This is a genomic window from Achromobacter ruhlandii (assembly GCF_902859695.1).
GTDB classification, from domain to species: domain Bacteria; phylum Pseudomonadota; class Gammaproteobacteria; order Burkholderiales; family Burkholderiaceae_B; genus Achromobacter; species Achromobacter ruhlandii.
On record NZ_CADIJL010000040.1, the window covers coordinates 30,160 to 53,218 of the forward strand.

Here is a 23,059-nt window from a genome sequence, read left to right on the forward strand (position 1 = left end):
TGTGGAGTGGCGTAACAGTGCGACGCCCGCCTCAGCCCCGGCCGGCGACATCGCCGCACACGGTCGGGTTGCCGAGGTTCAGCCGCGCCGGCGTCCCCGCAAGACTGACGAACGTGCCCAGCAGGCGGGTCCGCATGACCACGGGCAATGGCACCAGTTGATGGCGGGAGATGGCCGCGGGATCGTCATACAGCCGTTTCAGGAACAGCCGCATGGCGCCCGTCGCAAGGGCGTCGGTGTAGCACTGGCTCAGCACCAGGTTGGTGGAGCCGGCGATGGGGTAGCCGCGTTGCGGATCCGGATGGATCCGCACCCAGTTCGCCGGGTTGCCCGGGTTGTCCGGCGCCAACCAGCCCGCCGATCCCGGTCCGCGCGCCAGCACCGGGCCATCGGGCAGCATTGGCGCGCCGCTGGATTCCATTGCGGCAATGACGTTGGCGGGCGTTGGCAGATAGGCCACGCCGTCGTGCGCGTTGACCAGCCAGGCCTGTTTCAATCCGGCGGTATAGGCGGGGTCCGGACCGATATAGGTAATGGCCGAGACATTGCCCGCCATCGCCGCCGCGGCGCCGCCATCGCCGACCGCCGCGACGAAGTGTGACGGTAGCGGCCCTGGGGGAAACTCGTCCCGGAATACATCCTTGCCGGCGAACCGCATGGGACCGTCTGTTCCACACACGGCGCCCAGATGACGGGTCAGCAGCCCGGTGGTGCCACTGCCGTCGGCGCGGTAGACCAGTTTGAATGCGTCCAGCGACGGCGCAACCGCGACACCCAGCTGACTCCAGCGAGCGGCGGCGCCCGAGAAGATCGCGCAGAGCTGTTGATGGCTCAGCGTAACGGGCACCGAAGGGCCCTTGTAGGAAATGGTGATCGGCACGTAGGCGACCGGTATCTGGATCAGCGGCCCATGGCTGCCCGGGTCGCCCTGCCGGCCCCAGCCCCGCGTCAGGTAGTCGGCGATCTGCGCCTGCGTCAGCGAGGTTTCGCTGCCGACCCAATGGACCGGGCCGGCCCGGCCGAATGCGTCCGCGGCATTGAGCAGGAAGGCGCGCAGTCCGGCAGGACTGTCCACGGCCACGTAGGGCAGCAACGCCGGCGTGGGGAAATTGGCGATGGCATCCTGGTACAGCGGCAAGGGCGCGCCGGCCCCGCCCGAGACGATCGTCTGCCCGACCGCGATACCGCTGACGCAGGCCTGGGTAAGCAGGCATGGCAGCGCGATTCGGGAAATGTACTTGGACATGACGGACTCCGGACTCCAGGCGCTTGGAGGCGCATATCGCGACGCCCTGGAAAAAGGGCGAAGCCCCGGATTCCGGCTGCTTCGCCCTGCTGTGCCGTGATGGCTTCCTATCTACTGCGAGACCGCGCAATCAACCACGGCCGGCGTAGCTGCCGCACACCGTCGCGTTGTTGATGTTCAGGTTAGCGTTGGTGCCGTTGATGAAGGCAGCCAGCACGCGGGTACGGTTCGCCGGGGTCAGCGGAACCAGCTTGTGCTGGTCGATCCTGCCGGGGTTGCTGCCACCGACGGTCGAGTTGGCGGTCGAGTAGTGCGTGGTCAGGAAGTTCTTGATCGCCGTGGCCACGGCCGCGTCGGTGTAGCACTGGCTGAACACGAAGTTGGTGTAGCCCACGATCGGGTAGCCCGAACCCGGGTTGACCGTCGAGCGCACCCAGTTGAACGGATTGGCCTGGTTGTTCGTGTCGGTCCAGTTGGCGCCAGCCGGGTCGCGTTGCACGACACCGGTGGCCAGCGGCAAGGCGGCGGCGCTGCCCAGGGCGGTGCTGACGTTGGCCGAGGTCGGCGCGTACGCCGTGTTGTTGTTCTTGTTGATCAGCGAGGCCTGCTCGAGCGCGACCGTGAACGCGGGGTCCGGGCTCAGGTAGGTGATGGCCGAGGCCTGGGCGTTGATGGCCGTGGCCACGCCGCCGCTGCCGGTGGCGGCGATGAAGTTGGCGGGCGGCGTGTTGCCCGGGAATTCCTGGGCGAAGGTGCTCTTGCCGCTGAAGGCGACGTTCGAATCGGTGTCGCAGACGGCCTGCAGGTGGCGGGTCAGCAGTTCGGTGGTGCCGCTGCTTTCCGAACGGTAGATCACCGTGAAGGCGTCGGGCGCCGAACCGGAGGACACACCGACGTCGCTCCACTTGGTGTACTTGCCCGACAGCACGCCGCACAGTTGCGCCTTGCTCAGCGTGACACCGGCCGCGGGGCCCTTGTAGGAGATCGTCACCGGCGTGCCCACCGACGGGATCTGGACCAGCGGGCCATGACCCGAGGTGTTGCCGATCTTGCCCAGGCCGGTCGTCAGGTAGTCGTTGATCTGCGTCTGCGTCAGGATCGAATCGCTGCCGATCCAGTGGACCACGCCGGTGCTGTCCAGCCCGACGGCGCTGTTGGTCAGGAACGCGGTCTTGCCCGCGCCGCTGCCCTTGCCGACGTAGGCCTTGAAGGTCGGCGCCGGAAAGTTGGTGATTTCGTCCTGGTACAGCGGCAGGGGCAGCGTCGCGCCGCCCGAAACCACGACCTGTTGCGCCAGGGCGGCGCCCGACAGGGACAGCATGCCGACCGCCGACAGCGCGGCGACCAGGGAATTGCGATTGAACATGTCTTGCTCCTTGCACTCGTTTAGGAGAGAACTGCTTGTGGAGAAAAGAACGGATGGACCCGAGAACGCATCCGGCGGCACTCTGCAAAGGCCTGCCCGATGCGTTGAAGACATGTTGATCAAGCGAGGTGACAGCGACGGGAAAAAAGGTGTGGAGTGAGGTAAGAATGTGCGGAGATGTAGGGAGTTCGCCGCCGCCGGCGGCCCGTGCCTGGCCCGCGGCTTCGGCGTTCGCGATACGGCGTTCACCCCACCATCTGGTTGATTTCCATGATCGGCAGCATCACCGCCAGCACGATGGTCAGCACCACGCCGCCCATGATCAGGATCATCAACGGTTCCAGCATCGCGGTCATGGCCATGGCGCGCCGCTCGATGTCTGCCGACAGCGTCTGCGCCGCGCGGTCGAGCATGCGCGACAGCGTGCCGGTCTTCTCGCCGCTGGCGACCAGGTGGCACAGCAATGGCGGAAAGACTTTCTGCTGGCGCAGCGCCGCGCCCAGGCCCGAGCCGCCCTCGATGCGCGCGGTGGCGTCGAGCACCGCGCGCCGCAGGCAATCGTTGGCCAGGGTCTGGCGCGCCGCGTCCAGCGCGCGCAGCAGCGGCACGCCGGCATCGGCCAGGATTGCCAGCGTGGCGGCGAAACGCGCGGTGTTCACGCCCAGCGCGAAACGGCCGATCATGGGCAGCCGCAGGATCCGCGCGTGCCACGCCAGCCGCGCCGCTTCGGCCCGCTGCGAAAGCCGCCACAGGCCGAACAGCAACGCCACGACCAGCGCGTTCAGTCCGCCCCAGGTGCGCACATAGTCGCTGGCGGCGAGCATGGCGCGGGTGATCCACGGCAGCTCCTGGCGCGCCTGCGAAAAGGCGCTGACTACCTGCGGCACCACGTAGGCCAGCAGGAACACCACGATGCAGATCGACACCACGCCGACGATGGCCGGGTAGATGAACGCGGTCAGCACCTTCGAGCGCAGCGCGTTGCGCCCTTCGATGTAGTCGGCCAGGCGCTCCATGATGCGCGCCAGGTCGCCGGAGTCCTCGCCAGCCTTGATCAGGGCGCGGTAGATCGGCGGAAAGTCGCGCGGCCGGGCATTCAGGGCATCGGAAAAGCGTTGTCCGCCGCGCACGTCGGCGCGCACGCCGGAGAAGGTATCGGCGATGTGCTTCTTCTCGGCCTGCTCCACCGTGGCCGACAGCGCGCTCTCCAGCGGCAGGCCGGCGGCCAGCAGGCTGGCGAGCTGGCGCGTGGCCCACGCCAGGTCGCTATCGGACAGCCTGGCGGCGAACAGTTCCAGCGCGCCGGCGCCACGGCGGGCCGCCTGGTCCACCGCCAGGGCGGTCAGGCCCTGGGCGCGCAACTGCGCGCGCGCCGCGCGGGCGGTGTCGGCGGTCAGCACGCCGCGCTGGATTTTGCCGAGCCCATCGGCCGCTTCGAAACGAAAATCCGGCATGCTCCGCCCTACCCGTCCCGCGTGACGCGGATGATTTCCTCGCGCGAGGTCTGGCCGGCGAGGACCCAGCGTTCGCCGTCCTCGCGCATCGGTTTCATGCCGCCGCGCTGCGCCGCCATGCGCAATTGCTGTTCGCCGGCGCCCTCGTGAATCAATCCGCGCTGGGCGTCGTCGACGATGTATAGCTCGTGGATGCCGGTGCGGCCGCGATAGCCGGTGTGGTTGCAGGCCGGGCAACCGACCGGCTCGAACAGGCCCGCCTCCTGCGGCGACGGCCGGCGGCAGTCCGGGCACAGGCGCCGCACCAGGCGTTGCGCCAGCACGCCCAGCAGCGACGATGCCAGCAGGAAGCGCTCCACGCCCATGTCGGTCAGCCGCGTCAAGGCCGAGACCGCGTCGTTGGTGTGCAGCGTGGCCAGCACCAGGTGGCCGGTGAGCGAGGCCTGCACCGCAATCTGCGCGGTCTCCAGGTCGCGGATCTCGCCAATCATGATGACATCCGGGTCCTGGCGCAGAATGGCCCGCAGCGCCACCGCGAAGCTCATGTCGATCTTCGCGTTGACCTGGATCTGGCTGATGCCCGGCAGGTCGTATTCCACCGGATCCTCGACCGTCAGCACATTCGAGGTGGCGGCGTCGATCTGGCCTAGCGCGGCGTACAGCGTGGTGGTCTTGCCGCTGCCGGTGGGGCCCGTGACCAGCACGATGCCATGCGGCTGGTGCACCAGGCGGTCCAGTTCCCGCAGCACGGCCGGCGCCATGCCCAGTTTCTCCAGGCGCAGGCGGCCCGCCTCCTTGTCCAACAGGCGCAATACGGCGCGTTCGCCATGACCGGTGGGCACGGTGGAGACGCGGATGTCGATGGGCCGCCCTCCCACCCGCAACGCGATGCGGCCGTCCTGCGGCAAGCGCTTTTCGGCGATGTCCAGGTGCGCCATGATCTTGATGCGCGAGATCAGCGCGCCGTGCAACGCCTTGCGCGGGCTGACCACGTCGCGCAACCCGCCGTCGACCCGATAGCGCACCACCGAATGGCTTTCATAGGGCTCGATGTGGATATCGCTGGCGCCGTCGCGCGCCGCCTGCGTGAAAAGCGCGTTGATCATGCGGATCACCGGCGCGTCGTCCTGCGCGTCAAGCAGATCGGTGACCTCGGGCATCTCGTGCAGCAGGCGATCCAGGTCGACCTCGTTCTCGGCGGCGCCCACCACCGAGGCGGCATCGCCGGCATCGGCGTAGGCCGCGGCCAGCAGGCCGTCCAGTTCCGCATCGGCGGCGCGGCGCAGTGGCATCGGACCATGGCGGCGCCGCACCTCGGTCACTGCCCAGGCCGGCGTCTGGTCTGAAATGACCAGTTCGCCGACGCCGCCGGGCCAATGCAGCAGCGCGCGGTGTTGGCGGGCCCAGGTATACGGCAGCTTGTGCCTCGGGCTGGCGGGATCGCGCGCGTTCATCGCGCCCGCACCCTTGCCCGGCGGACGGCGGTGCGGTGAGCGGGCGCGCGCGCAACGGCACGCGGCATACGGGACGGCGTCACGGGATTACCTCTGGTTGCGAGAAATGGGACTGAGCAGCACGATGCCGGCCAAGCCTTCGCCCGGCGCCACGGCGGGATCGGCGGCCTCGGCTTCGTCCTGGCGTTGCAGCGAGACACGCGTCAGGGCCAGCGGAAACGGCGCCGGGCCGGCCAGCAGCCACGCCGCCAGCGGCGCGGCGGGCGCGCGCTGGAAATGGACGCGCCAGGCGCCGGCATCATCGCTGCTGAGTTCGTAACGGCCCGCTAGCCCGGCCGCGTCGAGCCAATGCCCCAACGCCTCGGCCGACACCGTGGCCTGGCGCGCGGCCGGTGCCGGGCCGGCCTGGCGCAGCAAGGCATCGAGTTCGCGCGCGCGTCCTTCGAGTCGCCGCAGTTCTTCCTGGCTGCGCTCGATGCGCGCCAGCGACGGTTCGATCACGGCCAGCCAACCGAGCGCCGCGCCCACCACGCAGGCGCATAGCGCCAGCAAGCGCTTTTCGCTGGAGGTGAGGCGGCTCCAAGCCGCCACGCCGCGCGCATGCCAGGCCAGGCCGCGCTGGCGCAAACGCGTGCGCCAGAGGGCGGACAGGCCAAGCGGCCGGGGCGGCGGCGCCAGTGTCATGAGCGTTCCGCCTTCCGGCCGTCGGTGGCCCCTGGTGCGCGCCGCAGCCGCCAGCCGGTATCGGTGGCCTGCGCCGCCACGCCCGCCTGGCGCGCCGCCTGGATCCAGGCCGGGGCGGCCGCCGGCTTGCCCTCGGCGGGGGTGTCGGGCGTTTTGGGACGGACGGCCGGCGGCATGTCCAGTTCCAGAGCGCCTGCCTCGTAGCGCCAGGCCTGCACGTCGCCGGCGGCAAAACCCATGTGGTCGCGCGCCGCGCGCAACAGGAAGCCGAGTTCGGCCCAGTCATCGTCCGTGCCGGCCTGGCGCGAAGCCAGCTGGCGGCGCGCCTGGCCAAGCGGATCGACCACCGTGGCGAGCGACGGAAATACCTGGCGCACCGCTTGTGCCTGCTGCTCGCGCATGGCCTGCGCGGCGTGTTCCCACCGGCCTGCCTGCGCGACCAGGCCGGCCATCCATACGGCGGCCGCCGCCGCGCCCAGCAAAGCCGCCCTGCTCCAGCCCGATGCGCCGGTCGCGGCGCCGCCGGCGCTGGCCGCCGCAATGCGCCAGGGAATTTCGGCCATCACGCCGCAGGCTGCCTCTGGCAAAGCCGCCTCGGCCACGTCGTCGCGCCAGCCCGCCGGGCCGGCGCCGATCCAATTGCGGACACCGGCGGCATAATCGCCAGCGTCGCGGCCAAGCAAGCGCGCGGGAGCCGCCGCCGGGTCACCGTCCGCCATCGCCAGTGCGTACAGCGCGCCATGGCCGGCCGGCTGGCGCGCCACCAGGTAGCCGTCCAGGCAATACAGGGTCCAGCCGTTGTCGGTTTCGGGCAGCCACAAGTGCGTGGGCGCGAAAGCCGCCAGCCGCAGTCCGCAGGCGCCAAACAGTGCCTGCGCGTCGTCGGCGGCCTCGGCGTCAAGCCAGGCCACGGGCACCCGGCCGTCCGCGCCGCGCGCGCCGTAGCCGATGCGCAAGGTGTCGGGATCGCCCAGCGCCAGCGGCTCGATGGCGCCTTCCACCGCAATCCGCAGGCGCGCGCGGGCCAGGGGCGGCAACGCGATCGCCGTCAGGGTCAGGTCTTCTGGATGCAGGAAAGCCGTGACGCGCGCGTGCGGCCAGCGCCGCCCCAGTTCCGCCAGGCCCAGCGGCGCCTGGCGGCGCCAGCCGGTCTTCTGCTCCACGGCCAGTGGCAGCGGGGTATCGGCGGCAAGCGCCCGCAATGGCGGCAGCAGCACGCGGATCGAGGCCATCACGCGCCTTCCCGCCACCAGACGATGCGCGACGCGCCATCGCTGGTTCGCGCCAGCAGCGCCTGCAACGGCAGGACCGTGCCACCCAGGCGGGCCGCGCCGGTCAGCGTGAACCAGCCGCTGGCCACCGCCACGCGCGGCGCTTCGGGCGCCGGCGGCGCCGCGGTGTCGCCACCGCGATTGCCCTGGCCCTGGACGCCCGGCGCGCCGTGGGCGCTGGCGAGGCGATTGGCAAAATCGCCGTTGTTGACGAACCAGAGGCCGGCGTCGCGTTGTGCCACCATGGCTTTGGCCTGCTCCAGCGACAGGCCCGGGACGCGCGCCGCGATCACCTCGGCGCTGGCGGTGTTGACGTTGACCAGCGTGACGCGGGGCAGCACCGTCACATGGCGTCGCAAGCGCGCCAGCACCGCCGCGTCCACGCCCGGCACGCCGGCCAGTTCGTCCAGGCGGCGCGGCGGCGGCAACGGGAAGGCGCCAGCTTGCGAGTCGAGCATGCGGCGGGCGATGGCCAGGCCCGTCTCCGGCGTCACGCCCACCAGCGCGCACAGGCGCAGCAGCTCATCCACGCTGTCCTGGTACAAGCGACCTTCGAATACCAGGTTGCGCAGGTTGAACTTGCCCTGCTCGTCCTCCAGCCGACCGACGAACGCGGTATCGCGGCCGGGCTGCTGCAGGCGGGTGTCAAGAATGGGCGCGGCCCAGTCGCCGTCCGCGCGTGTCGCGGCCTGGCGCCGGCCGTCCTCGCGCAGCAGTCCGCGCGCCAGGGCAAGTCCGGCCTCGAGCACGGCCTGCGCCTGGGCGCGGGTCTGCGCCGCCTGCACAGCGCGCAGGAAGGCATCTTGCCGCTGCAGCAATGAGGCGACAATCATGGTCACCGCGGCGACCACCAGCAAGGCGCTGATCACCGCCATGCCGCGCTGCCGGTCACAGCTGCCAGGAGCCGATGTCGGCATTGCCGCCATCCCCGTCCGGCTTGCCGTCGGCGCCCAGTGAAAACACGTCGATCTCGCCGCGGGTGCCGGGGTTGAGGTATTGGTAAGGATGCCCCCAGGGGTCATTCGGCAGGCGGTCCAGGTAGGCGCGCCAGGCGCTGGAGGCGCCGGGCCCCGAGGCCGGGCGCTCGACCAGGGCGCGCAGGCCCTGCTCGGTGCTGGGATAGCTGCCGTTGTCCAGCCGGTACAGCTTGAGCGCCTGCATCAAGGCGCTGATGTCCTGGCGCGCGGCCACGGCGCGGGCCTGGTCGGGCCGGTCCAGCAGGCGCGGCACGATCAGCGCCGCCAGGATGCCCATGATGACGATCACCACCATGATCTCGATCAGCGTGAAGCCGCGCTGCCGGCGCCCGGGCGGGTACTGCCTATCCGTCGTTAACCGGCCTGCTTTCATCGCGCTAGGACTCCAAGGCAATCACACAGGAACCCGCGGGCGGCGCGGCGGGTGGCGGCGTGCCTTGCGGGTCTGCACAGTGTGGCCAGCGGGGATTGCACGGATTTGACCCATTGTGTGGAGCTTTGAAAGCCACGCCGGCCCGCCTTGCGGGTCTTCGCAAGGGGCGTTGACGCGCACGACGTGTCCTAGGGATTTCCCGCCCTTTTCCCCCGTGCGCCGCCTCGCGACGGGATTTTTTCCCTTTCATGAAAGGTGATCGGAAGTTTGGATTCTTAGACTCCCGCATTCATTGGAATGTCAGCTTTTATTCAGACAGAAGTCAGTTCGAATGAAAGCCACAACAAAGGGAGGAATGAATCCAATGCAATCCAAACGCAGCGTCATCAAGCGCGAGGCGTGGGCCGCGGGCACGATGATCGTGCTCGGCCTGGGCGCCATCGCGCAGGCATCCACTTACAACATCGGCAGCCTGGCCCGCATGGGGCCTGGCATGTTCCCCGCCATTCTCGGCGTGCTGCTGGTCCTGCTGGGCCTGATCATCGCGCGCACGGCTTTTTCCGCGCCGGACGTGGACGAGGAAGCCGAAGACATCCCCGCGCCCGAATGGCGCGGCTGGGGCTGCATCATCGGCGGCCTGATGGCCTTCATCCTGCTGGGCAAGTACGGCGGCCTGGTGCCCGCCACGTTCGCGCTGGTCTTCATCGCGGCCATGGGCGACCGCCAGCACACCGTGCGCAGCGCCGCGCTGTTGGCCGTGGGCGTGACCATTCTCGGCATTGCCGTCTTCTCGTGGGCGCTGCAGCTGCAGTTTCCGCTGTTCCGCTGGGGTTGATCGATGGAAATTCTCAATAACCTGATGCATGGCTTCTCGGTCGCCTTCGCGCTCGACAACCTGCTATGGGCCGTGTTCGGCGTGTTCATGGGCAACCTGATCGGCGTGCTGCCGGGCATGGGCGTGCTGGCTGCCATCTCGATCCTGCTGCCGCTGACCTACACCATGACCCCGACCGCCGCGCTGGTGATGCTGTCGGGCATCTACTACGGCTCGCAATACGGCGGCGGCATCACCTCGATCATGCTGAACCTGCCGGGCACCGCCTCGCACGCCGTGGCCTGCCTGGACGGTAATCCGCTGGCGCGCAACGGCAAGGCCGGCTCGGCGCTGTTCATGCTGATGTTCTCGTCGTTCTGCGGCGCGTCCGTCGGCATCCTGGCGATGATCCTGTTCTCGCCGCTGCTGGTCGACGTGGCCTTCAAGTTCGGCCCGGCCGAGTATTTCTCGATGATGATGCTGGGCCTGCTGGCCGGCGCCACGCTGGCCAAGGGCTCGGCGATCAAGGGTGTGGCGATGGTGGTGGTCGGCCTGCTGCTGGGCGTGATCGGCACCGACGTCAACACCGGCACCATGCGCTTTCACTTCGGCATCCTCGAACTGAGCGACGGCCTGCAGATCGTGGCGCTGGCGATGGGCCTGTTCGGCGTGGCCGACTTCCTCAAGAACATCAACCAGATCGGCGGCGACGCCAAGGTCACCAGCACCAAGGTCAGCATGAAGTCGATGCGTCCGGAAGCTGGCGACATCAAGCAGTCGCGCGGCGCCCTGGTGCGCGGCACCGCCATCGGCGCGGCCTTCGGCATCCTGCCGGGCACCGGCCCGACCATCGCCTCGTTCATTTCGTACGCGGTGGAAAAGAAAGTGGCGCGCGAGCCGCGCCGCTTCGGCCGCGGCGCCATCGAAGGCATCGCCGGCCCCGAGGCCGCCACCAGCGCCTCGACCCAGACCAGCTTCATCCCCACCATGAGCCTGGGCATCCCGGGCGACCCGGTGATGGCGCTGATGCTGGGCGCGCTGATCATCCACGGCATCCAGCCCGGTCCGCAGATGATGGTCGAGCACGCCGACATGTTCTGGGGGCTGATCGCCAGCTTCTGGGTCGGCAACGTGCTGCTGTTGCTGCTGAACCTGCCGCTGATCGGCATGTGGGTGCGGCTGTTGACGGTGCCGTTCCGCTACCTGTTCCCGGCGGCGCTATTCTTCGTCTGCGTCGGCGTCTACAGCACCAACAACAACCTGTTCGACGTGGGCATGGTGACCTTGTTCGGGGCGGCGGGCTATGCGCTGATCCGGTTGCGCTTCGAACCGGCGCCGCTGCTGCTGGGCTTCGTGCTCGGGCCGATGGTGGAAGAGAACTTCCGCCGCGCCCTGCTGTTGTCGCGCGGCGACCTGTCGATCTTCGTGACGCGGCCGATCAGCCTGGGCTTCGTGCTGGCCTGCGTGATGCTGATCGCGTTGCTGCTGGTGTCGGCCGTGCGCCACAAGCACAAGGCGCGGGCGGCCTTGCAGCAATCCCGTTCGGCGGCCTGATCCGCGCCGGGCGCCATGGACAGCCGCCCGCGGGCGGCTGTTTTTCGCGGCGCGCCCGATGCCCGCCTACGCGTCGGAGGGGGTGCCCGGCGCCGCGCGATGGCCGTCGATATGGCCCAGCGGCCGGCCCGGATCGAGCCGGTCGCGCACCCGCTGCTTGAGCACCTTGGCTTCCGGAAAGCCGCCGTCGCGCTTGCGGTCCCATACCAGCTCGCCGTCATAGGTGATCTGGAAGATGCCGCCGGTGCCGGGCTGCAGCACCACCTCGCCCAGGTCGGTGGAGAACGTGGACAGCAGCTCCTGCGCCATCCAGCCGGCGCGCAGCAGCCATTGGCACTGCGTGCAATATAGGATGACGATGCGGGGACGATGGGCGGCGGGCGGGGTGGCGGTCTGCATGGCGCGGATCATTCTACGCCAGCCGGGTACGCGCGGCGCGTGTCGCCAGTCGTGGATAATGTCAGGTTTTCCCGGGCGCGCGGTGCGCCCTGAGTCCGCCAATGAAGTCTGCATTACCCGCGCGAAGCCAACGGTGGCTGATCGGCCTCCTGATGGGCCTGGTCACCCTGACACCGATGGGCATCGACATCTACCTGCCTTCGCTGCCCGCCATGGCGGCCGGCTTCGGCCAGCCGATCAGCGCGCTGCAGGCCAGCATCACCCTCTTCATCTTCTCGGTCGGCGTCGGCCAGATCCTGATCGGCCCGCTGGCCGACCGCTACGGCCGCCGGCCGGTGGCGCTGGGCGGCGCGCTGGCCTACCTGGCCGGGTCGGCGCTGGGCGCCGCGGCCAATACGCTGGAGCTGTTCTACGCGGCTCGCGTGATCCAGGGGCTGGGCGCGTGCTCGGCGTCGCTGGTGGCCTTCGCGGCGGTGCGCGACCGTTTCAGCCCGGCGGTCGGGGCGCGTGTCTACAGCTATCTGAACGGCGCGTTGTGCACGGTGCCGGCGCTGGCGCCGATGCTGGGCGGCGCGCTGGCGGTGCATGCGGGCTGGCGCAGCACGTTCGTCTTCATGGTGCTGTTCGCGCTGGCGCTGGCCGCCCTGCTCGCCTGGCGTTTCAGCGAAACCCGCGCCGTGGCGCCGGCGGCGGGCTCGCCGCTGTACAGCCTGCGCCGCTACGCGCCGATCGTCGCGAGCGGCCGCTTCCTGTACTTTGCCGTGTTCGGCATGGCCGGGATGGCCATGATCCTGGTGTTCGTCTCGGCCGCGCCGGTGGTGCTGGTGCAGCAGCTCGGCTACACCGAACTGGGCTTTTCCGCCTGGTTCGGCGGCAACGCCGCCATCAATATCGCGGCGTTCTTCCTGGCGCCCGTGTTCATCGCGCGCTTCGGCCGCCACGTCATGCTGCGGGTCGGCATGATCGCGCTGCTGCTGGCCGCGCTGCTGCACCTGGCGGCCTGGCGCTGGGGGCCGTCGGCGGCGTGGATCTTCATGCTGCCGGTGGCGGTGCTGACGGTCGGCTTTTCGCTGGCGTTGGGCTCGGCGTTGAGCCTGGCGCTGGAACCGTTCGCCGAGCGCGCCGGCACCGCCGCCGCGGTCTACGGGCTGTTCCAGATGAGCGGTTCGGCCGTCATTGCCACCGCGCTGCTGGACCAGGGCGTGGCGCCGCAGGTGGCAATGGGACTGATCGGCGTGGTGATCGTCGCGCCGCTGCTGTGCCTGTCGGGCGTCATGGCCCGGCGCGGCGCCGCGTCCGGCCACTGAACCGGCGCCTCGCGCCGCCAGCGCGCCTCAGGCCGCCGCCCGCGGCGCGCTCGACAGGTGCATCAACAGCGCGCCGCCGGCAATCAGCGCCGCGCCCGCCAGGCGGCCGGGATTGAGCGCGCTGGCGCTGAAGCCCACCAGCGCATAGCGGTCCAGCAGCAACGCCGCCAGCATCTGGCCGGCGATCACCGCCGCCAGGAAGGCGCCCGCGCCCAAGCGCGGCGCCAGCATCAGCGCTGCCGTGATGTAGAACACGCCCGCCAGCCCGCCGGTCCAGCCCCACCACGGCAGCCGCCCGATCTCGGCGAAGCTGGGCGCCGGCACGCGCAGCACGGCCATCACTGCCATGGCCGCGATGGCGCTGATCGCCAGCGAGGCCATGGTGGCCCACAGCGGATGGCCCAGGTTCCGCCCCAGGGCGGCATTCGCGCCGGCCTGGATCGGCACCAGCGCGCCAGCCAGGATGGCGGCGGGAACAGCGTAGAAGGTCGAGGAATTCATGGTGCGGCTCCGATTCAAGAAGGATTGGCGTTATTCTCTTATTCATGATCCGTTGAATCCAATTCGATTTTTGTCTATTAAACATGCAGCCAACGAATAACCTACGGACCATCGACCTGAATCTGCTCGTGGTGCTGGATGCCTTGCTGCATGAGCGCCACCTGACTCGCGCGGCCGCCCGACTGCCCATGAGCCAGCCGGCCATGAGTCACGCGCTGGCGCGCCTGCGGCTGTTGCTGGGGGATCCGCTGTTCCATCGCACCCGCAGCGGCCTGCGGCCCACGCCGCATGCGCTGGCGCTGGAGGCGCCGCTGCGCGAGGTGTTGGCGCAGGTGCGCCGCCTGCTGGCGGGCGCGGTGTTCGAGCCGGGGGCCAGCCGGCGCGTCTTCCGGCTGGCGATGTCCGATTACGGCGCCAGCGTGGCGCTGCCGCCGTTGATGCGATGCCTGCGGCGCGACGCGCCCGGCATCGACCTGGAGATCAGCTATGCCAGCCGCAGCGGCATGATCGCCGGCGTGGCCGACGGCCAGCTCGATCTGGCGCTGGCGGTGTTCGGCGAAACCCCGGCCGATATCCGCCGCGCCGTGCTGTTTCATGAGGGATTCGTCTGCGCCGCCGACGCGGGCCAGGGCGTGCCCGCCACGCTCGACGGCTATCTGGCGCGGCCGCACGTGCTGGTGGCCGCCAGCCAGGACCAGCGCGCGGCGGAAGTGGATGCCGCGCTGGCGCGGCTGGGCCATGCGCGTCGCGTCGCGCTGCGCCTGCCGCATTGGACGGCGGCGCCGGCGGCGCTGGCGGGCACCGACCTGGTGTTGACGGTGGCGCGCCGCACGCTCGACCCCGCGCCGCCGGGCGTGGCCGTGGCGCCGGTGCCCTTCCCCATCGCGCCGCTGGCGTTCGAAATGATCTGGCACGAACGCGCCGATGGCGACGCGGGCCTGGGGTGGTTGCGCGGCCTGTTGAGCCAGGTGCTGGCCTGATCGGCGCTTGCGGCGTCGGCGCCGCGCCTGCGCGCCGACGCGGCATTGGCCTACTATCGAGGCATGCCCCCCCTTTGACGGAGATGTCATGGCCCTCGATTCCACAACGCGCGAACCCGTACTGGAGCGCAGCCTGAGCGACGGCGTCGCGACGCTGCGGCTGAACCGTCCGGCGCAATTCAATGCCCTGTCCGAAGGCCTGCTGGACGCGCTGCGCGCCGAGATCGACATCCTGGCGCGCGAGCCATCCCTGCGCTGCGTGGTGCTGGAAGCCGCCGGCCGCGCCTTCTGCGCGGGCCACGACCTGCGCGAGATGCGCAGCCAGCCGTCGTTCGACTATTACCTGGCGCTGTTCCGCAAGTGCGGCGGCGTAATGCAGGGCCTGCAGGCCTTGCCGGTGCCGGTCATCGCCAAGGTGCGCGGCATCGCCACCGCGGCGGGCTGCCAACTGGTGGCCAGTTGCGACCTGGCGGTGGCCGCCGACGATGCGCGTTTCGCCGTGTCCGGCATCAACGCCGGCCTGTTCTGCTCGACCCCGGCCGTGGCGCTCAGCCGCAATATATCGGCCAAGCGCGCTTTCGAGATGCTGGTCACCGCCCGCTTCATCGACGCGCCGCAGGCGCGCGACTGGGGCCTGCTGAACGACGTCGCGCCCGCCGGCGAACTGGACGCGCGCGTGCGGGCGCTGGTCGAGGTCATCGTGGCCAAGAGTCCCGCCGCGATCCGCTACGGCAAGCGCATGTTCTACGCCCAGCGCCAGATGCCGCAGGCGTTGGCCTATGACTATGCGGCTGAAGTGATGGCGCGCAACATGATGGAAGAAGACGCCGCCGAGGGCATCGATGCCTTCCTGCAAAAGCGCGCGCCGCGCTGGCGCCAGTGACATGGGCCGATGGCCGCGCCCGCGGCGTCGCCGCGCGGCGGCGGGCTCAAGCCAGCCAGCTCAGCCCCCAGCCGGCCGCCGCGGCGGCCAGCACCACCCAGAGCGGCGACCAGCGCGCGTAGACCAGCAGGCCGAACAGCGCCAGCGCCAGGGCGAAATCCGCCTTGCTCGATATCGCCTGGGTCCAGACCGGGTCGTACAGCGCCGCCAGCAGGATGCCGACCACTGCCGCGTTCACGCCCGCCACCATGTTGCGCACGCCGGGGCGTCGCCGCAGGCTTTCCCAGAATGGCAGGGCCGCCGCCACCAGCAGCGCGCCCGGCAGGAAGACCGCCGCCAGCATGAGCAGGCCGCCGGCCCAGCCCGACAGCGGGCCGGACGAGGCCGCCCCAAGGAAGGCGGCAAAAGTGAACAAAGGCCCCGGCAGCGCCTGCGCGACGCCATAGCCCGCGAGAAAATCCGCGCTGGGCACCATGCCCCCGCCCACCGCGGCCGTTTCCAGCAGCGGCAGCACCACGTGGCCGCCGCCGAACACCAGCGCGCCCGCGCGATAGAAGCCCGCCAGTTGCGCCGCCAGCGGCGTGCCCGACAACTGGGCCCACAGTGGCAGCGCCGCCAGCAGCAATCCGAACAGCGCCAGGCAGGCATAGCCGCCGGCGCGCGACGCGCCCTGCGTCCGATTGGCCAGCAGGGGCCGCGGCGGCACTTGCAGCAGCGCGGCGCCGGCCACCGCGCCCAGCAGGATCGCGCCGACCTGCCCCAAGGAGGTCGGCAGCGCCACCGTCACCAGCGCGGCGACGATGGCGAGCCCGGCGCGCGGCCGGTCCGGACAGAGCGAGCGCCCCATGCCCCACACCGCCTGGGCGATGACCGCCACCGCGGCCACCTTCAAGCCATGCACCGCCGGCATCGCCGCCAGCCCGCCGAACCGCGCCAATCCCAATCCCAGCAGGATCATCGCCACCGCCGACGGCAGCGTGAACGCCAGCCAGGCGGCCAGCATGCCGGCCCACCCCGCCCGCCTCAGCCCCAGCGCCATGCCGACCTGACTGCTGGCCGGGCCGGGCAGGAACTGACATAGCGCCACCAGGTCGGAAAAGGCGTAGTCGTCGAGCCAGCGGCGGCGATCAACGAATTCCTCGCGAAAGTAAGCCAGGTGCGCCACCGGACCGCCGAACGCGGTCAGCCCCAGCCGCAGGAAGGCCAGGAACACCTCCATACAGGAACCGCGCGTGGCCGGCGCGGCCTCGCTGGCGGCCGGTTTGCTGGCCACATGTTCATCGTGGAAAGGCGGTTGCTGCGGCATGGGACGGGACACTCGAAAACGGGCGGCGCCCCTGGATCCCGGAGCGCCATCAGTCAAGCTTATAGCCGGGCGGCGTCGGCGTTTCAATCGCCCCGCCGGACGGGCCCGGCTGAAATGCTGCATGAATCTTCACAATTTCCATACAAATACCGTCGGATCGCCACGGTCCTGCCCGGTAGCATACGGCAGCCCACGCGGTGGATCGGCGCGCCCGGACGGCAGATGTGCGGCCCACGCGCCCACAGGAATTCCAGCATGCTCAAGTTCACGATCCGAATCTTCGTGGTCGCCGCCATTGCCTACATCGCCGCCTCCCAGCTGGTTAACCGCAGCCTGGGTTATCTGCTCGAATCGGTCAGCGCCGATCTGTCCTACCAGGCCGTGCGCGGCCAGATGTACGCACTGCACAAGGAACTGGATCCGATCGAACCCGAGTCCCGCGCGGCCTTCATCCGAGACTCGCTGCGGCCCCACTACGGCCTGGAACTGAAACTGGTTACGCCGGAGCGGATCGAAGCCACCGCGCAGGAAAAGCAGGACCTGGCCACGCGCGGCTTCATCATGCGCGATGAATACAACACCTATCTGGCCCCCTTGCCCGGCGAGCCGCGGCAGTGGCTGGAGATGCGCCTGCCCGGCGAACCGACGCTGGAAAAGTGGATCACCTGGGGCGCCTGGCTGGCGCTCAGCATGGTGCTGGCGGTGGTGCTGCTGGTGCTGTGGGCGCTGCCCGTGTGGCGCGACCTGGACGCCTTGCGCAATGCCACGCTGCGCATGGGCCAGGGCGATCTCGGCGTGCGGGCGCGACTGTCGCATTTCTCCGGCATCCGCCACGTCGGCGAGAGCTTCAACCATATGGCCGAGCGCATTTCCGCCCTGGTGGAAAACCAGCGCAGCATGACCAACGCCGTCTCGCACGAACTACGCACGCCGCTAGCGCGGCTGTCGTTCGAGGTCGACATGCTGGGCCAGGAAAAATTCCAGGCGCGGCGCGAGCAGATCCTGCACGACATGCGCACCGATATCCACGAGCTTGAAACCATGGTCGACGAACTGCTGGTGTACGCGCGGCTGGAACGCCCCGCCGACGACGTCGTCAAGCAGGAAACCGTGGACGTGCGCGACTGGCTCGGCGAAGCGCTGGCGCAGGTGGCCCACCAGGCGGATGCGCGCGGCGTGCATTGCCATGTGCGCGACGGCCTGCCGGCGCATGTGCAGCTGCATCCGCGCTACATGAGCCGGGCCCTGCTCAACCTGGTGCAGAACGCCGTGCGCTATGCCAGCGCGCGCATCGAGATTTCGCTGACGAGCTGCCCCGCCGGCGGCTACGAGCTGATCGTCGACGACGATGGCCCCGGCGTCGCGCCCGCTGACCGCGAGCGCATTTTCGAACCCTTCATCCGCCTCGACGAAAGCCGCGACCGCGGCACCGGCGGCGCCGGCCTGGGCCTGGCCATCGTCAAGCGCGTCGCCGCCAGCCACAAGGGCACCATCGAGGTTCAGGACAGCCCGATGGGCGGCGCGCGCTTCGTGTTGCGCTGGCTGTCGGCGCCGGTCGCGGAGTAAGCGGCGCCGACAGCATTCAGGTGCCGACGGGTTCGGGACCCGCCGCCTTGCGCGCGTGGATCTGGTCGATGCGCAGGCCGTCGCGGCGCGTGATCTCGAAGCGCCAGTCGCGCCACACGATCACATCGCCAGTGTCGGGAATGCGGCCTTCGGCGCGCAGCAGCCGGCCCGCCAGCGTCGCGTCGCCGGCGTCATCGGCCAGGTCCGCCACCTCCAGCACCCGCGCCGCCTCGGCCAGCGCCAGGCGGCCGTCGAGCAGCCAGGAACCATCCGACAGTTGCAGCGCCTCGGGCGCCGCCTCGCTGTCCTCCGGCAGCTCGCCGGCCACCGCCGTCAGCACGTCCATCGGCGTCACCAGCCCTTCGCACACGCCGTGTTCGTCGACCACGATCAGCATGTGGTCGCGCGAGGCGCGCAATTCGTCCAGCACCTTCAGCACCGGCGTGGTTTCCATCACGTAGCGCGGCTCGCGCGCCAGTTCGACCAGGTCGATCGGGCCCGGGTTCTGCAACAGCGGCAGCAGGTCCTTGAAGTGCAGCACGCCCAGCACGTTGGCCGGATCGCCAGCGCACAGCGGCAGGCGCGAGTGGCCCGAGGCGAACTTGCGCACGATCGCGTCGGGCGTATCGGCCACGTCCAGCCAGACCATGTCGCCGCGCGCCACCATGATGGCGCGCACGTCGTGGCCGCCGATCGCCAGCACCCGTTCGATCATCGAGCTTTCCTCGGGCGCGAAGGCCGGCTCCTCGCCGGCGCTGTCCACCAGCGCCACCACATCGTCGGCCTGCTGCGACGCCTGGGCGCCGCGGTCGGCGCGCAACAGCCGCAGCACGGCCTGCGCGGTGCGCTGGCGGCGGCCCAGGGCATGCGTGCCCTTGGCCCGGTTGCGGCGCGCCAGCTGGTTGCACAGCTCGATCAGGATCGAGAAGCCGATCGCGGCGTACAGGTAGCCCTTGGGCACGTGGAAGCCCAGGCCTTCGGCCACCAGGCTGAAGCCGATCATCAGCAGCAGGCCCAGGCACAGGATCACCACGGTCGGGTGACGCGCCACGAAGCCCATCAGCGGGCGGCTGGCCAGCATCATCACGGCCATCGCCACCACCACCGCGATCATCATGATGCTCAGGTCCTGCACCATGCCGACCGCCGTGATCACCGAGTCCAGCGAGAACACCGCGTCCAGCACCACGATCTGCAGGATCACCTGCCAGAACACCGCGTGCTGGACCTTCTGGCCCGTGTCGTGACCACGGCTGCCCTCGACCCGCTCGTGCAGTTCCATGGTGCCCTTGAACAACAGGAACAGGCCGCCCAGGATCAGGATCAGGTCGCGCCCCGAGATCTCGGCGCCCAGCACCGTGAACAGCGGCGCGGTCAGCGTCACTACCCAGGCGATGCTGGCCAGCAGGCCCAGCCGCATCAGCATGGCCAGCGTCAGGCCGATCATGCGGGCGCGGTTGCGCTGCGCCGGCGGCAGTTTGTCGGCCAGGATGGCAATGAATACCAGGTTGTCGATACCCAGCACGATTTCAAGAATGACCAGCGTCGCCAGGCCAAGCCAGGCGGTCGGGTCGGACATCCAGTCGAAGATCATCAACGTTCCACAAAAAGGATCGGACGCGGACGCGCGCACGCGTCCGGCAGCCCGGAGGCTGTCGCAAGGGACAGGCAGGAAAAGGATAGTTCAGCGGCGCCGGTCCGGCGCGGCCGGGCGCGGGTGATCCGGCGGGCCGGCGGCGCCCGTCCGCCTATGCGGGGCGTGGGCGCGGCGGCGCGATCGTGAGGAGCCGGCCAGGAGCGGCCAGACGCCGGAAGCCGGCTGGGAGGGGGAATCGGGCGCCGCTGCGCGAGCGGCGCCCTACTAGGAGGCGGGTCGTCGGTCATAGATGGCGAAACCGTCCGCGCTTGCCGGGCAAGCGCAGGCCGCGTGTTCCGCCCTGCTCTCATTCTTTCAGGAATCTGAATATTAGCTGAAAGGTAAAAAAGAGAAAAATCGGGGTCGACCCGCATTGGAAGGTTGTCGTGGTCATGGAATCAGTGACAAACTCAGCGCACGTGCACTACACCACTACACATAAGCTGTCGCGGGATCCCATTCACTCGGGAGCCGAACGCTCCGGAGGTCGTCGCCTCGCGGGCCGCAGCGCCGCCAGGCCCGCCCTGTCCGGACGCCGGCGCCAATGCTGGAGCGATGAATGAAAGACCAACCTGTATCCGGACGGCGCGGCCTGCTCAAGGCCCTGGCCGTGGGTGTCCCCGGCGCGGCCTGGGTGCCCGCCACCCTGGCCGCGCCCGAAGCCGCCACCCCGCCGGCAGCCTCATCGGCGACTTCACCGCCCGCCGCGCCCGCCCAGGCCCCCAACCGCGCGCTCCGATTCTTCAACGCCCAGGAGGCGCGCGCCATGGACGCCATTGCCGCGCGCCTGATTCCGGCCGACGAGCTCGGCCCGGGCGCCAAGGAAGCCGGCGTGACCCAGTTCATCGATGGCCAACTGGCCGGCGCCTGGGGCGCGGGCGAACAGTTCTATCGCCAGGGCCCCTTCGAAAAAGGCACGCCGGAACAGGGCTACCAGCTGTCGTTCACACCCGCCGAGATGTTCCGCCGCGGCCTGGCGGCGCTGGACGCCGCCACCCGCAAGCAGGACGGCAAGCCCTATGCCGAGCTGGACAGCGCGCGCCAGGACGCCTGGCTGCACGACATGCAGGCAGGCAAGCCGGATTTCTCGCCGCTGCCGTCGGAGGTGTTCTTCCAGGCCCTGCTGGACGCCACCATCGAAGGCTTTTTCTCCGACCCGCTCTATGGCGGCAATGTCGACATGGTGGGCTGGAAGCTGGTGGGGTTTCCCGGCGCCTACGCCTCGTTCTCGAACGACATCGAGCGTCATGGCGTGATCTGGGCCGGCCAGCCGGTGTCCATCGCCAATGCGCGCGGCCACATGATGAAACCGGGAGACGGCCATGGCTAAGACCCTGCCCGCGGTGGATGTGGCAATCGTCGGCGGCGGCTGGACCGGCGCCATCATCGGCAAGGAGCTGGCCGCGGCCGGCCAGCGCGTGGTGGTGCTGGAACGCGGCGAAGCGCGCTGGCCCTCGCCCGATTTCCAGGGCCCCTACGTCCACGACGAACTCAAGTACACGCGGCGCCACGAACTGCACCAGAACGCGGCCACCGAAACCTTCACCTTCCGCAACAACACCGACCAGAAGGCGCTGCCGATGCGGCGCTGGCAGTTCGCCTACCCCGGCACGCACCTGGGCGGCGCGGGCAACCACTGGTCCGGCGCGTACTACCGTTTCGACCCGACGGACTTCCGCATCCGCAGCCACTACACGGAACGCTACGGCGCCAAGATCTTCGACCCCGAGCTGACCTGCCAGGACTGGCCGCTGACCTACGATGAGCTGGAACCGTACTTCGACCGCTACGACTACCTGATCGGCGCTTCCGGCCAGGCCGGCAATCTCAAGGGCCAGAAGCAGGAAGGCGGCAATCCCTTCGAACCGTGGCGCTCGCGGCCCTACCCCAACCCGCCCATGAAGGTGCCCTACGCGCCGGCGCTGTTCGGCGAGGCCGCCAGGAAACTGGGTTACCACCCCTACGTGCAGCCGTCCGCGCTCTGTACCCGGCCCTACGTCAACAGCGAAGGCCTGCACATGAGCGCCTGTGTGTACTGCGGTTTCTGTTCCAACTTCGGCTGCGAACACTTCGCCAAGGCATCGCCGCAGGTCTGTATCCTGCCGGTGGCGCTGAAGCTGCCGACCTTCGAGATCCGCACCGGCGCGCACGTGCTGCGCGTCGAACTGACCCCGGACAAGAAGCGCGCCCGCGGCGTGACCTATGTGGACGCGGCCGGCGAAGAGGTCTTCCAGCCGGCCGAGATCGTGGTGCTGTGCGCCTTCGGCATCAACAACGTGCGCCTGCTGCTGCTGTCCGGCATCGGCCAGCCTTACGATCCGGTCACGGACAAAGGCGTGGTGGGCCGCAACTATACCCACCAGACCACCTCGGGGGTGAATCTGTTCTTCGATGAATCGGTGAACATCAATCCGTTCATGGGCGCCGGCGCGGTGGCCGTCACCATGGACGACTTCAGCGCCGACAACTTCGACCACGGTCCGCATGGCTTCGTTGGCGGCGGCTATCTGCAGATCCAGGTGGTCAGCGGCGCGCCGATCGGCTTTCATCCCACGCCCAAGGGCACGCCGGCCTGGGGCGCCGAGTGGAAAAAGGCGGTCAAGCGCTACTACAACCACGCCGCCAACATCACCATCACCGGCTCGGCCCAGCCGTGGCGCGGGGGCTACCTGAGCCTGGACCCGACCTACAAGGACGCCTGGGGCCTGCCGCTGCTGCGCGTGACCTACGACTTCCCCGACAACGACATCCGCATGTCGGCGTTCCTGACCGAACGCGGCGACGAGATCGGTCGCGCCATGAAGGGCGTGACGCGCACCGAGCCCGGCCCGCGCAAGCGGCCGTTCTCGGCCACGGTCTACCAGTCGACCCACCTGACGGGCGGCGCGGCCATGGGCGCCGATCCCGCCACCAGCGTGGTGAACCGCTACGGGCAATCGTGGGACGTGCCCAACGTGTTCGTCACCGGGGCGGCGCTGTTCCCGCAGAACTCGGGCTACAACCCCACGGGCACGGTAGGCGCCACGGCCTACTGGATTGTCGAGAAAATCAAGGCGGACTACCTGCGTTCGCCGGGACGGCTGGTGTGATCATGATCGAACATCGCAATGGCATCCTCATCGCCGTGGCGTTGATGGTGGGCGTGCCCGCCATCACGCTGCTGGCCACGCTGCACCAGATGTTCGGCACCGGCGGCGACGGCCCGATCCGTGCCTCGGCGGTCCAGGCGCCGCCCGCGCCGGCGCCCGCCGCCAAGCCGGCCCCGCAGGCCCCCGCCGCCGCGTCACC

At 69.6% G+C, this 23,059-nt stretch carries 20 protein-coding genes and 1 pseudogene; 9 read left to right on the forward strand and 12 right to left on the reverse strand.

Annotated features, from left to right (window positions below; genetic code table 11):
- Window positions 1-31 precede the first annotated feature (31 nt).
- From HV742_RS28315 to gspG, 8 genes are all read right to left on the reverse strand, one after another.
- A complete protein-coding gene (locus tag HV742_RS28315; protein WP_175146965.1) occupies window positions 32-1,246 on the reverse strand; it encodes a PstS family phosphate ABC transporter substrate-binding protein in 1,215 nt (404 codons plus the stop codon).
- A gap of 130 nt (window positions 1,247-1,376) precedes the next feature.
- The gene (locus HV742_RS28320) at window positions 1,377-2,612 is read right to left on the reverse strand and encodes a substrate-binding domain-containing protein (RefSeq protein WP_068950163.1); all 1,236 of its coding nucleotides are present in this window, start codon (window positions 2,610-2,612) and stop codon (window positions 1,377-1,379) included.
- Window positions 2,613-2,857: 245 nt separating this feature from the next.
- Window positions 2,858-4,066 (reverse strand): type II secretion system inner membrane protein GspF, encoded by a 1,209-nt coding sequence (gspF, locus tag HV742_RS28325; protein ID WP_175146966.1) that lies wholly within the window; start codon window positions 4,064-4,066, stop codon window positions 2,858-2,860.
- Window positions 4,067-4,074: 8 nt separating this feature from the next.
- Complete coding sequence (gene gspE, locus HV742_RS28330) at window positions 4,075-5,520, reverse strand: type II secretion system ATPase GspE (protein ID WP_175146967.1); 1,446 nt, start codon at window positions 5,518-5,520, stop codon at window positions 4,075-4,077.
- Between the two features lie 87 nt (window positions 5,521-5,607).
- Complete coding sequence (locus HV742_RS28335; RefSeq protein WP_068950160.1) at window positions 5,608-6,204, reverse strand: type II secretion system protein M; 597 nt, start codon at window positions 6,202-6,204, stop codon at window positions 5,608-5,610.
- Complete coding sequence (gene gspL, locus HV742_RS28340) at window positions 6,201-7,436, reverse strand: type II secretion system protein GspL (protein ID WP_175146968.1); 1,236 nt, start codon at window positions 7,434-7,436, stop codon at window positions 6,201-6,203. The genes HV742_RS28335 and gspL overlap by 4 nt, the downstream gene beginning before the upstream one ends.
- Window positions 7,436-8,350, reverse strand: a complete 915-nt coding sequence (gene gspK, locus HV742_RS28345; protein WP_081330282.1) for a type II secretion system minor pseudopilin GspK — start codon at window positions 8,348-8,350, stop codon at window positions 7,436-7,438. The genes gspL and gspK overlap by 1 nt, the downstream gene beginning before the upstream one ends.
- Window positions 8,351-8,363: 13 nt before the next feature.
- Window positions 8,364-8,825 carry a type II secretion system major pseudopilin GspG gene (gspG, locus tag HV742_RS28350; protein ID WP_068980616.1) on the reverse strand — a complete coding sequence of 154 codons (462 nt, stop codon included), beginning with the start codon at window positions 8,823-8,825 and terminating at the stop codon, window positions 8,364-8,366.
- 364 nt (window positions 8,826-9,189) lie between these two features.
- Between gspG and HV742_RS28355 the strand changes: the two genes are divergently transcribed.
- Both HV742_RS28355 and HV742_RS28360 read left to right on the forward strand, forming a co-directional pair.
- Complete coding sequence (locus HV742_RS28355; protein ID WP_175146970.1) at window positions 9,190-9,660, forward strand: tripartite tricarboxylate transporter TctB family protein; 471 nt, start codon at window positions 9,190-9,192, stop codon at window positions 9,658-9,660.
- 3 nt (window positions 9,661-9,663) lie between these two features.
- Window positions 9,664-11,193 carry a tripartite tricarboxylate transporter permease gene (locus tag HV742_RS28360; RefSeq protein ID WP_049073624.1) on the forward strand — a complete coding sequence of 510 codons (1,530 nt, stop codon included), beginning with the start codon at window positions 9,664-9,666 and terminating at the stop codon, window positions 11,191-11,193.
- 66 nt (window positions 11,194-11,259) lie between these two features.
- Here HV742_RS28360 and HV742_RS28365 read toward each other — a convergent pair whose 3' ends face one another.
- Window positions 11,260-11,592: an Rdx family protein gene (locus HV742_RS28365; RefSeq protein ID WP_049077789.1), complete on the reverse strand. Its 333-nt coding sequence runs from the start codon at window positions 11,590-11,592 to the stop codon at window positions 11,260-11,262.
- A gap of 101 nt (window positions 11,593-11,693) precedes the next feature.
- Between HV742_RS28365 and HV742_RS28370 the strand changes: the two genes are divergently transcribed.
- Window positions 11,694-12,899: a multidrug effflux MFS transporter gene (locus tag HV742_RS28370; protein WP_175146971.1), complete on the forward strand. Its 1,206-nt coding sequence runs from the start codon at window positions 11,694-11,696 to the stop codon at window positions 12,897-12,899.
- A gap of 27 nt (window positions 12,900-12,926) precedes the next feature.
- On the opposite strand, the gene HV742_RS28375 is transcribed toward HV742_RS28370, so the two are convergent.
- Window positions 12,927-13,400: a DMT family transporter gene (locus HV742_RS28375; RefSeq protein WP_049073621.1), complete on the reverse strand. Its 474-nt coding sequence runs from the start codon at window positions 13,398-13,400 to the stop codon at window positions 12,927-12,929.
- Window positions 13,401-13,483: 83 nt separating this feature from the next.
- On the opposite strand from HV742_RS28375, the gene HV742_RS28380 reads away from it, so the two are divergent.
- Window positions 13,484-14,380 (forward strand): LysR family transcriptional regulator, encoded by an 897-nt coding sequence (locus HV742_RS28380; RefSeq protein WP_175146972.1) that lies wholly within the window; start codon window positions 13,484-13,486, stop codon window positions 14,378-14,380.
- An 88-nt stretch (window positions 14,381-14,468) separates the two neighbouring features.
- Window positions 14,469-15,263, forward strand: a complete 795-nt coding sequence (locus tag HV742_RS28385; protein ID WP_054418051.1) for an enoyl-CoA hydratase — start codon at window positions 14,469-14,471, stop codon at window positions 15,261-15,263.
- 46 nt (window positions 15,264-15,309) lie between these two features.
- On the opposite strand, the gene chrA is transcribed toward HV742_RS28385, so the two are convergent.
- On the reverse strand, window positions 15,310-16,569 hold the full coding sequence (chrA, locus tag HV742_RS28390; RefSeq protein WP_175146973.1) for a chromate efflux transporter: 1,260 nt from the start codon (window positions 16,567-16,569) through the stop codon (window positions 15,310-15,312).
- 255 nt (window positions 16,570-16,824) lie between these two features.
- Between chrA and HV742_RS28395 the strand changes: the two genes are divergently transcribed.
- On the forward strand, window positions 16,825-18,135 hold the full coding sequence (locus HV742_RS28395) for an ATP-binding protein (RefSeq protein WP_175146974.1): 1,311 nt from the start codon (window positions 16,825-16,827) through the stop codon (window positions 18,133-18,135).
- 16 nt (window positions 18,136-18,151) lie between these two features.
- Here the strand turns inward: HV742_RS28395 and HV742_RS28400 are convergent, their stop codons facing one another.
- Window positions 18,152-19,729: a TerC family protein gene (locus HV742_RS28400; protein WP_175146975.1), complete on the reverse strand. Its 1,578-nt coding sequence runs from the start codon at window positions 19,727-19,729 to the stop codon at window positions 18,152-18,154.
- Between the two features lie 601 nt (window positions 19,730-20,330).
- Here HV742_RS28400 and HV742_RS28405 point away from each other — a divergent pair.
- The 3 genes and pseudogenes from HV742_RS28405 to HV742_RS28415 all read left to right on the forward strand — a co-directional run.
- Window positions 20,331-21,101, forward strand: a complete 771-nt coding sequence (locus HV742_RS28405; protein WP_059270591.1) for a gluconate 2-dehydrogenase subunit 3 family protein — start codon at window positions 20,331-20,333, stop codon at window positions 21,099-21,101.
- On the forward strand, window positions 21,094-22,860 hold the full coding sequence (locus HV742_RS28410; protein ID WP_049073611.1) for a GMC family oxidoreductase: 1,767 nt from the start codon (window positions 21,094-21,096) through the stop codon (window positions 22,858-22,860). The genes HV742_RS28405 and HV742_RS28410 overlap by 8 nt, the downstream gene beginning before the upstream one ends.
- Window positions 22,861-22,862: 2 nt before the next feature.
- Window positions 22,863-23,059: pseudogene (locus HV742_RS28415) on the forward strand (c-type cytochrome); the annotation flags it as partial.

What these genes read in the sequence shown, in the direction of transcription:
- HV742_RS28315 (WP_175146965.1), bottom strand. Translation starts at nt 1,246, where the DNA reads ATGTCCAAGTACATTTCCCGAATCGCGCTGCCATGCCTGCTTACCCAG.
- HV742_RS28320 (WP_068950163.1), bottom strand. Translation starts at nt 2,612, where the DNA reads ATGTTCAATCGCAATTCCCTGGTCGCCGCGCTGTCGGCGGTCGGCATG.
- gspF (WP_175146966.1), bottom strand. Translation starts at nt 4,066, where the DNA reads ATGCCGGATTTTCGTTTCGAAGCGGCCGATGGGCTCGGCAAAATCCAG.
- gspE (WP_175146967.1), bottom strand. Translation starts at nt 5,520, where the DNA reads ATGAACGCGCGCGATCCCGCCAGCCCGAGGCACAAGCTGCCGTATACC.
- HV742_RS28335 (WP_068950160.1), bottom strand. Translation starts at nt 6,204, where the DNA reads ATGACACTGGCGCCGCCGCCCCGGCCGCTTGGCCTGTCCGCCCTCTGG.
- gspL (WP_175146968.1), bottom strand. Translation starts at nt 7,436, where the DNA reads ATGGCCTCGATCCGCGTGCTGCTGCCGCCATTGCGGGCGCTTGCCGCC.
- gspK (WP_081330282.1), bottom strand. Translation starts at nt 8,350, where the DNA reads ATGGCGGTGATCAGCGCCTTGCTGGTGGTCGCCGCGGTGACCATGATT.
- gspG (WP_068980616.1), bottom strand. Translation starts at nt 8,825, where the DNA reads ATGAAAGCAGGCCGGTTAACGACGGATAGGCAGTACCCGCCCGGGCGC.
- HV742_RS28355 (WP_175146970.1), top strand. Translation starts at nt 9,190, where the DNA reads ATGCAATCCAAACGCAGCGTCATCAAGCGCGAGGCGTGGGCCGCGGGC.
- HV742_RS28360 (WP_049073624.1), top strand. Translation starts at nt 9,664, where the DNA reads ATGGAAATTCTCAATAACCTGATGCATGGCTTCTCGGTCGCCTTCGCG.
- HV742_RS28365 (WP_049077789.1), bottom strand. Translation starts at nt 11,592, where the DNA reads ATGCAGACCGCCACCCCGCCCGCCGCCCATCGTCCCCGCATCGTCATC.
- HV742_RS28370 (WP_175146971.1), top strand. Translation starts at nt 11,694, where the DNA reads ATGAAGTCTGCATTACCCGCGCGAAGCCAACGGTGGCTGATCGGCCTC.
- HV742_RS28375 (WP_049073621.1), bottom strand. Translation starts at nt 13,400, where the DNA reads ATGAATTCCTCGACCTTCTACGCTGTTCCCGCCGCCATCCTGGCTGGC.
- HV742_RS28380 (WP_175146972.1), top strand. Translation starts at nt 13,484, where the DNA reads ATGCAGCCAACGAATAACCTACGGACCATCGACCTGAATCTGCTCGTG.
- HV742_RS28385 (WP_054418051.1), top strand. Translation starts at nt 14,469, where the DNA reads ATGGCCCTCGATTCCACAACGCGCGAACCCGTACTGGAGCGCAGCCTG.
- chrA (WP_175146973.1), bottom strand. Translation starts at nt 16,569, where the DNA reads ATGCCGCAGCAACCGCCTTTCCACGATGAACATGTGGCCAGCAAACCG.
- HV742_RS28395 (WP_175146974.1), top strand. Translation starts at nt 16,825, where the DNA reads ATGCTCAAGTTCACGATCCGAATCTTCGTGGTCGCCGCCATTGCCTAC.
- HV742_RS28400 (WP_175146975.1), bottom strand. Translation starts at nt 19,729, where the DNA reads ATGATCTTCGACTGGATGTCCGACCCGACCGCCTGGCTTGGCCTGGCG.
- HV742_RS28405 (WP_059270591.1), top strand. Translation starts at nt 20,331, where the DNA reads ATGAAAGACCAACCTGTATCCGGACGGCGCGGCCTGCTCAAGGCCCTG.
- HV742_RS28410 (WP_049073611.1), top strand. Translation starts at nt 21,094, where the DNA reads ATGGCTAAGACCCTGCCCGCGGTGGATGTGGCAATCGTCGGCGGCGGC.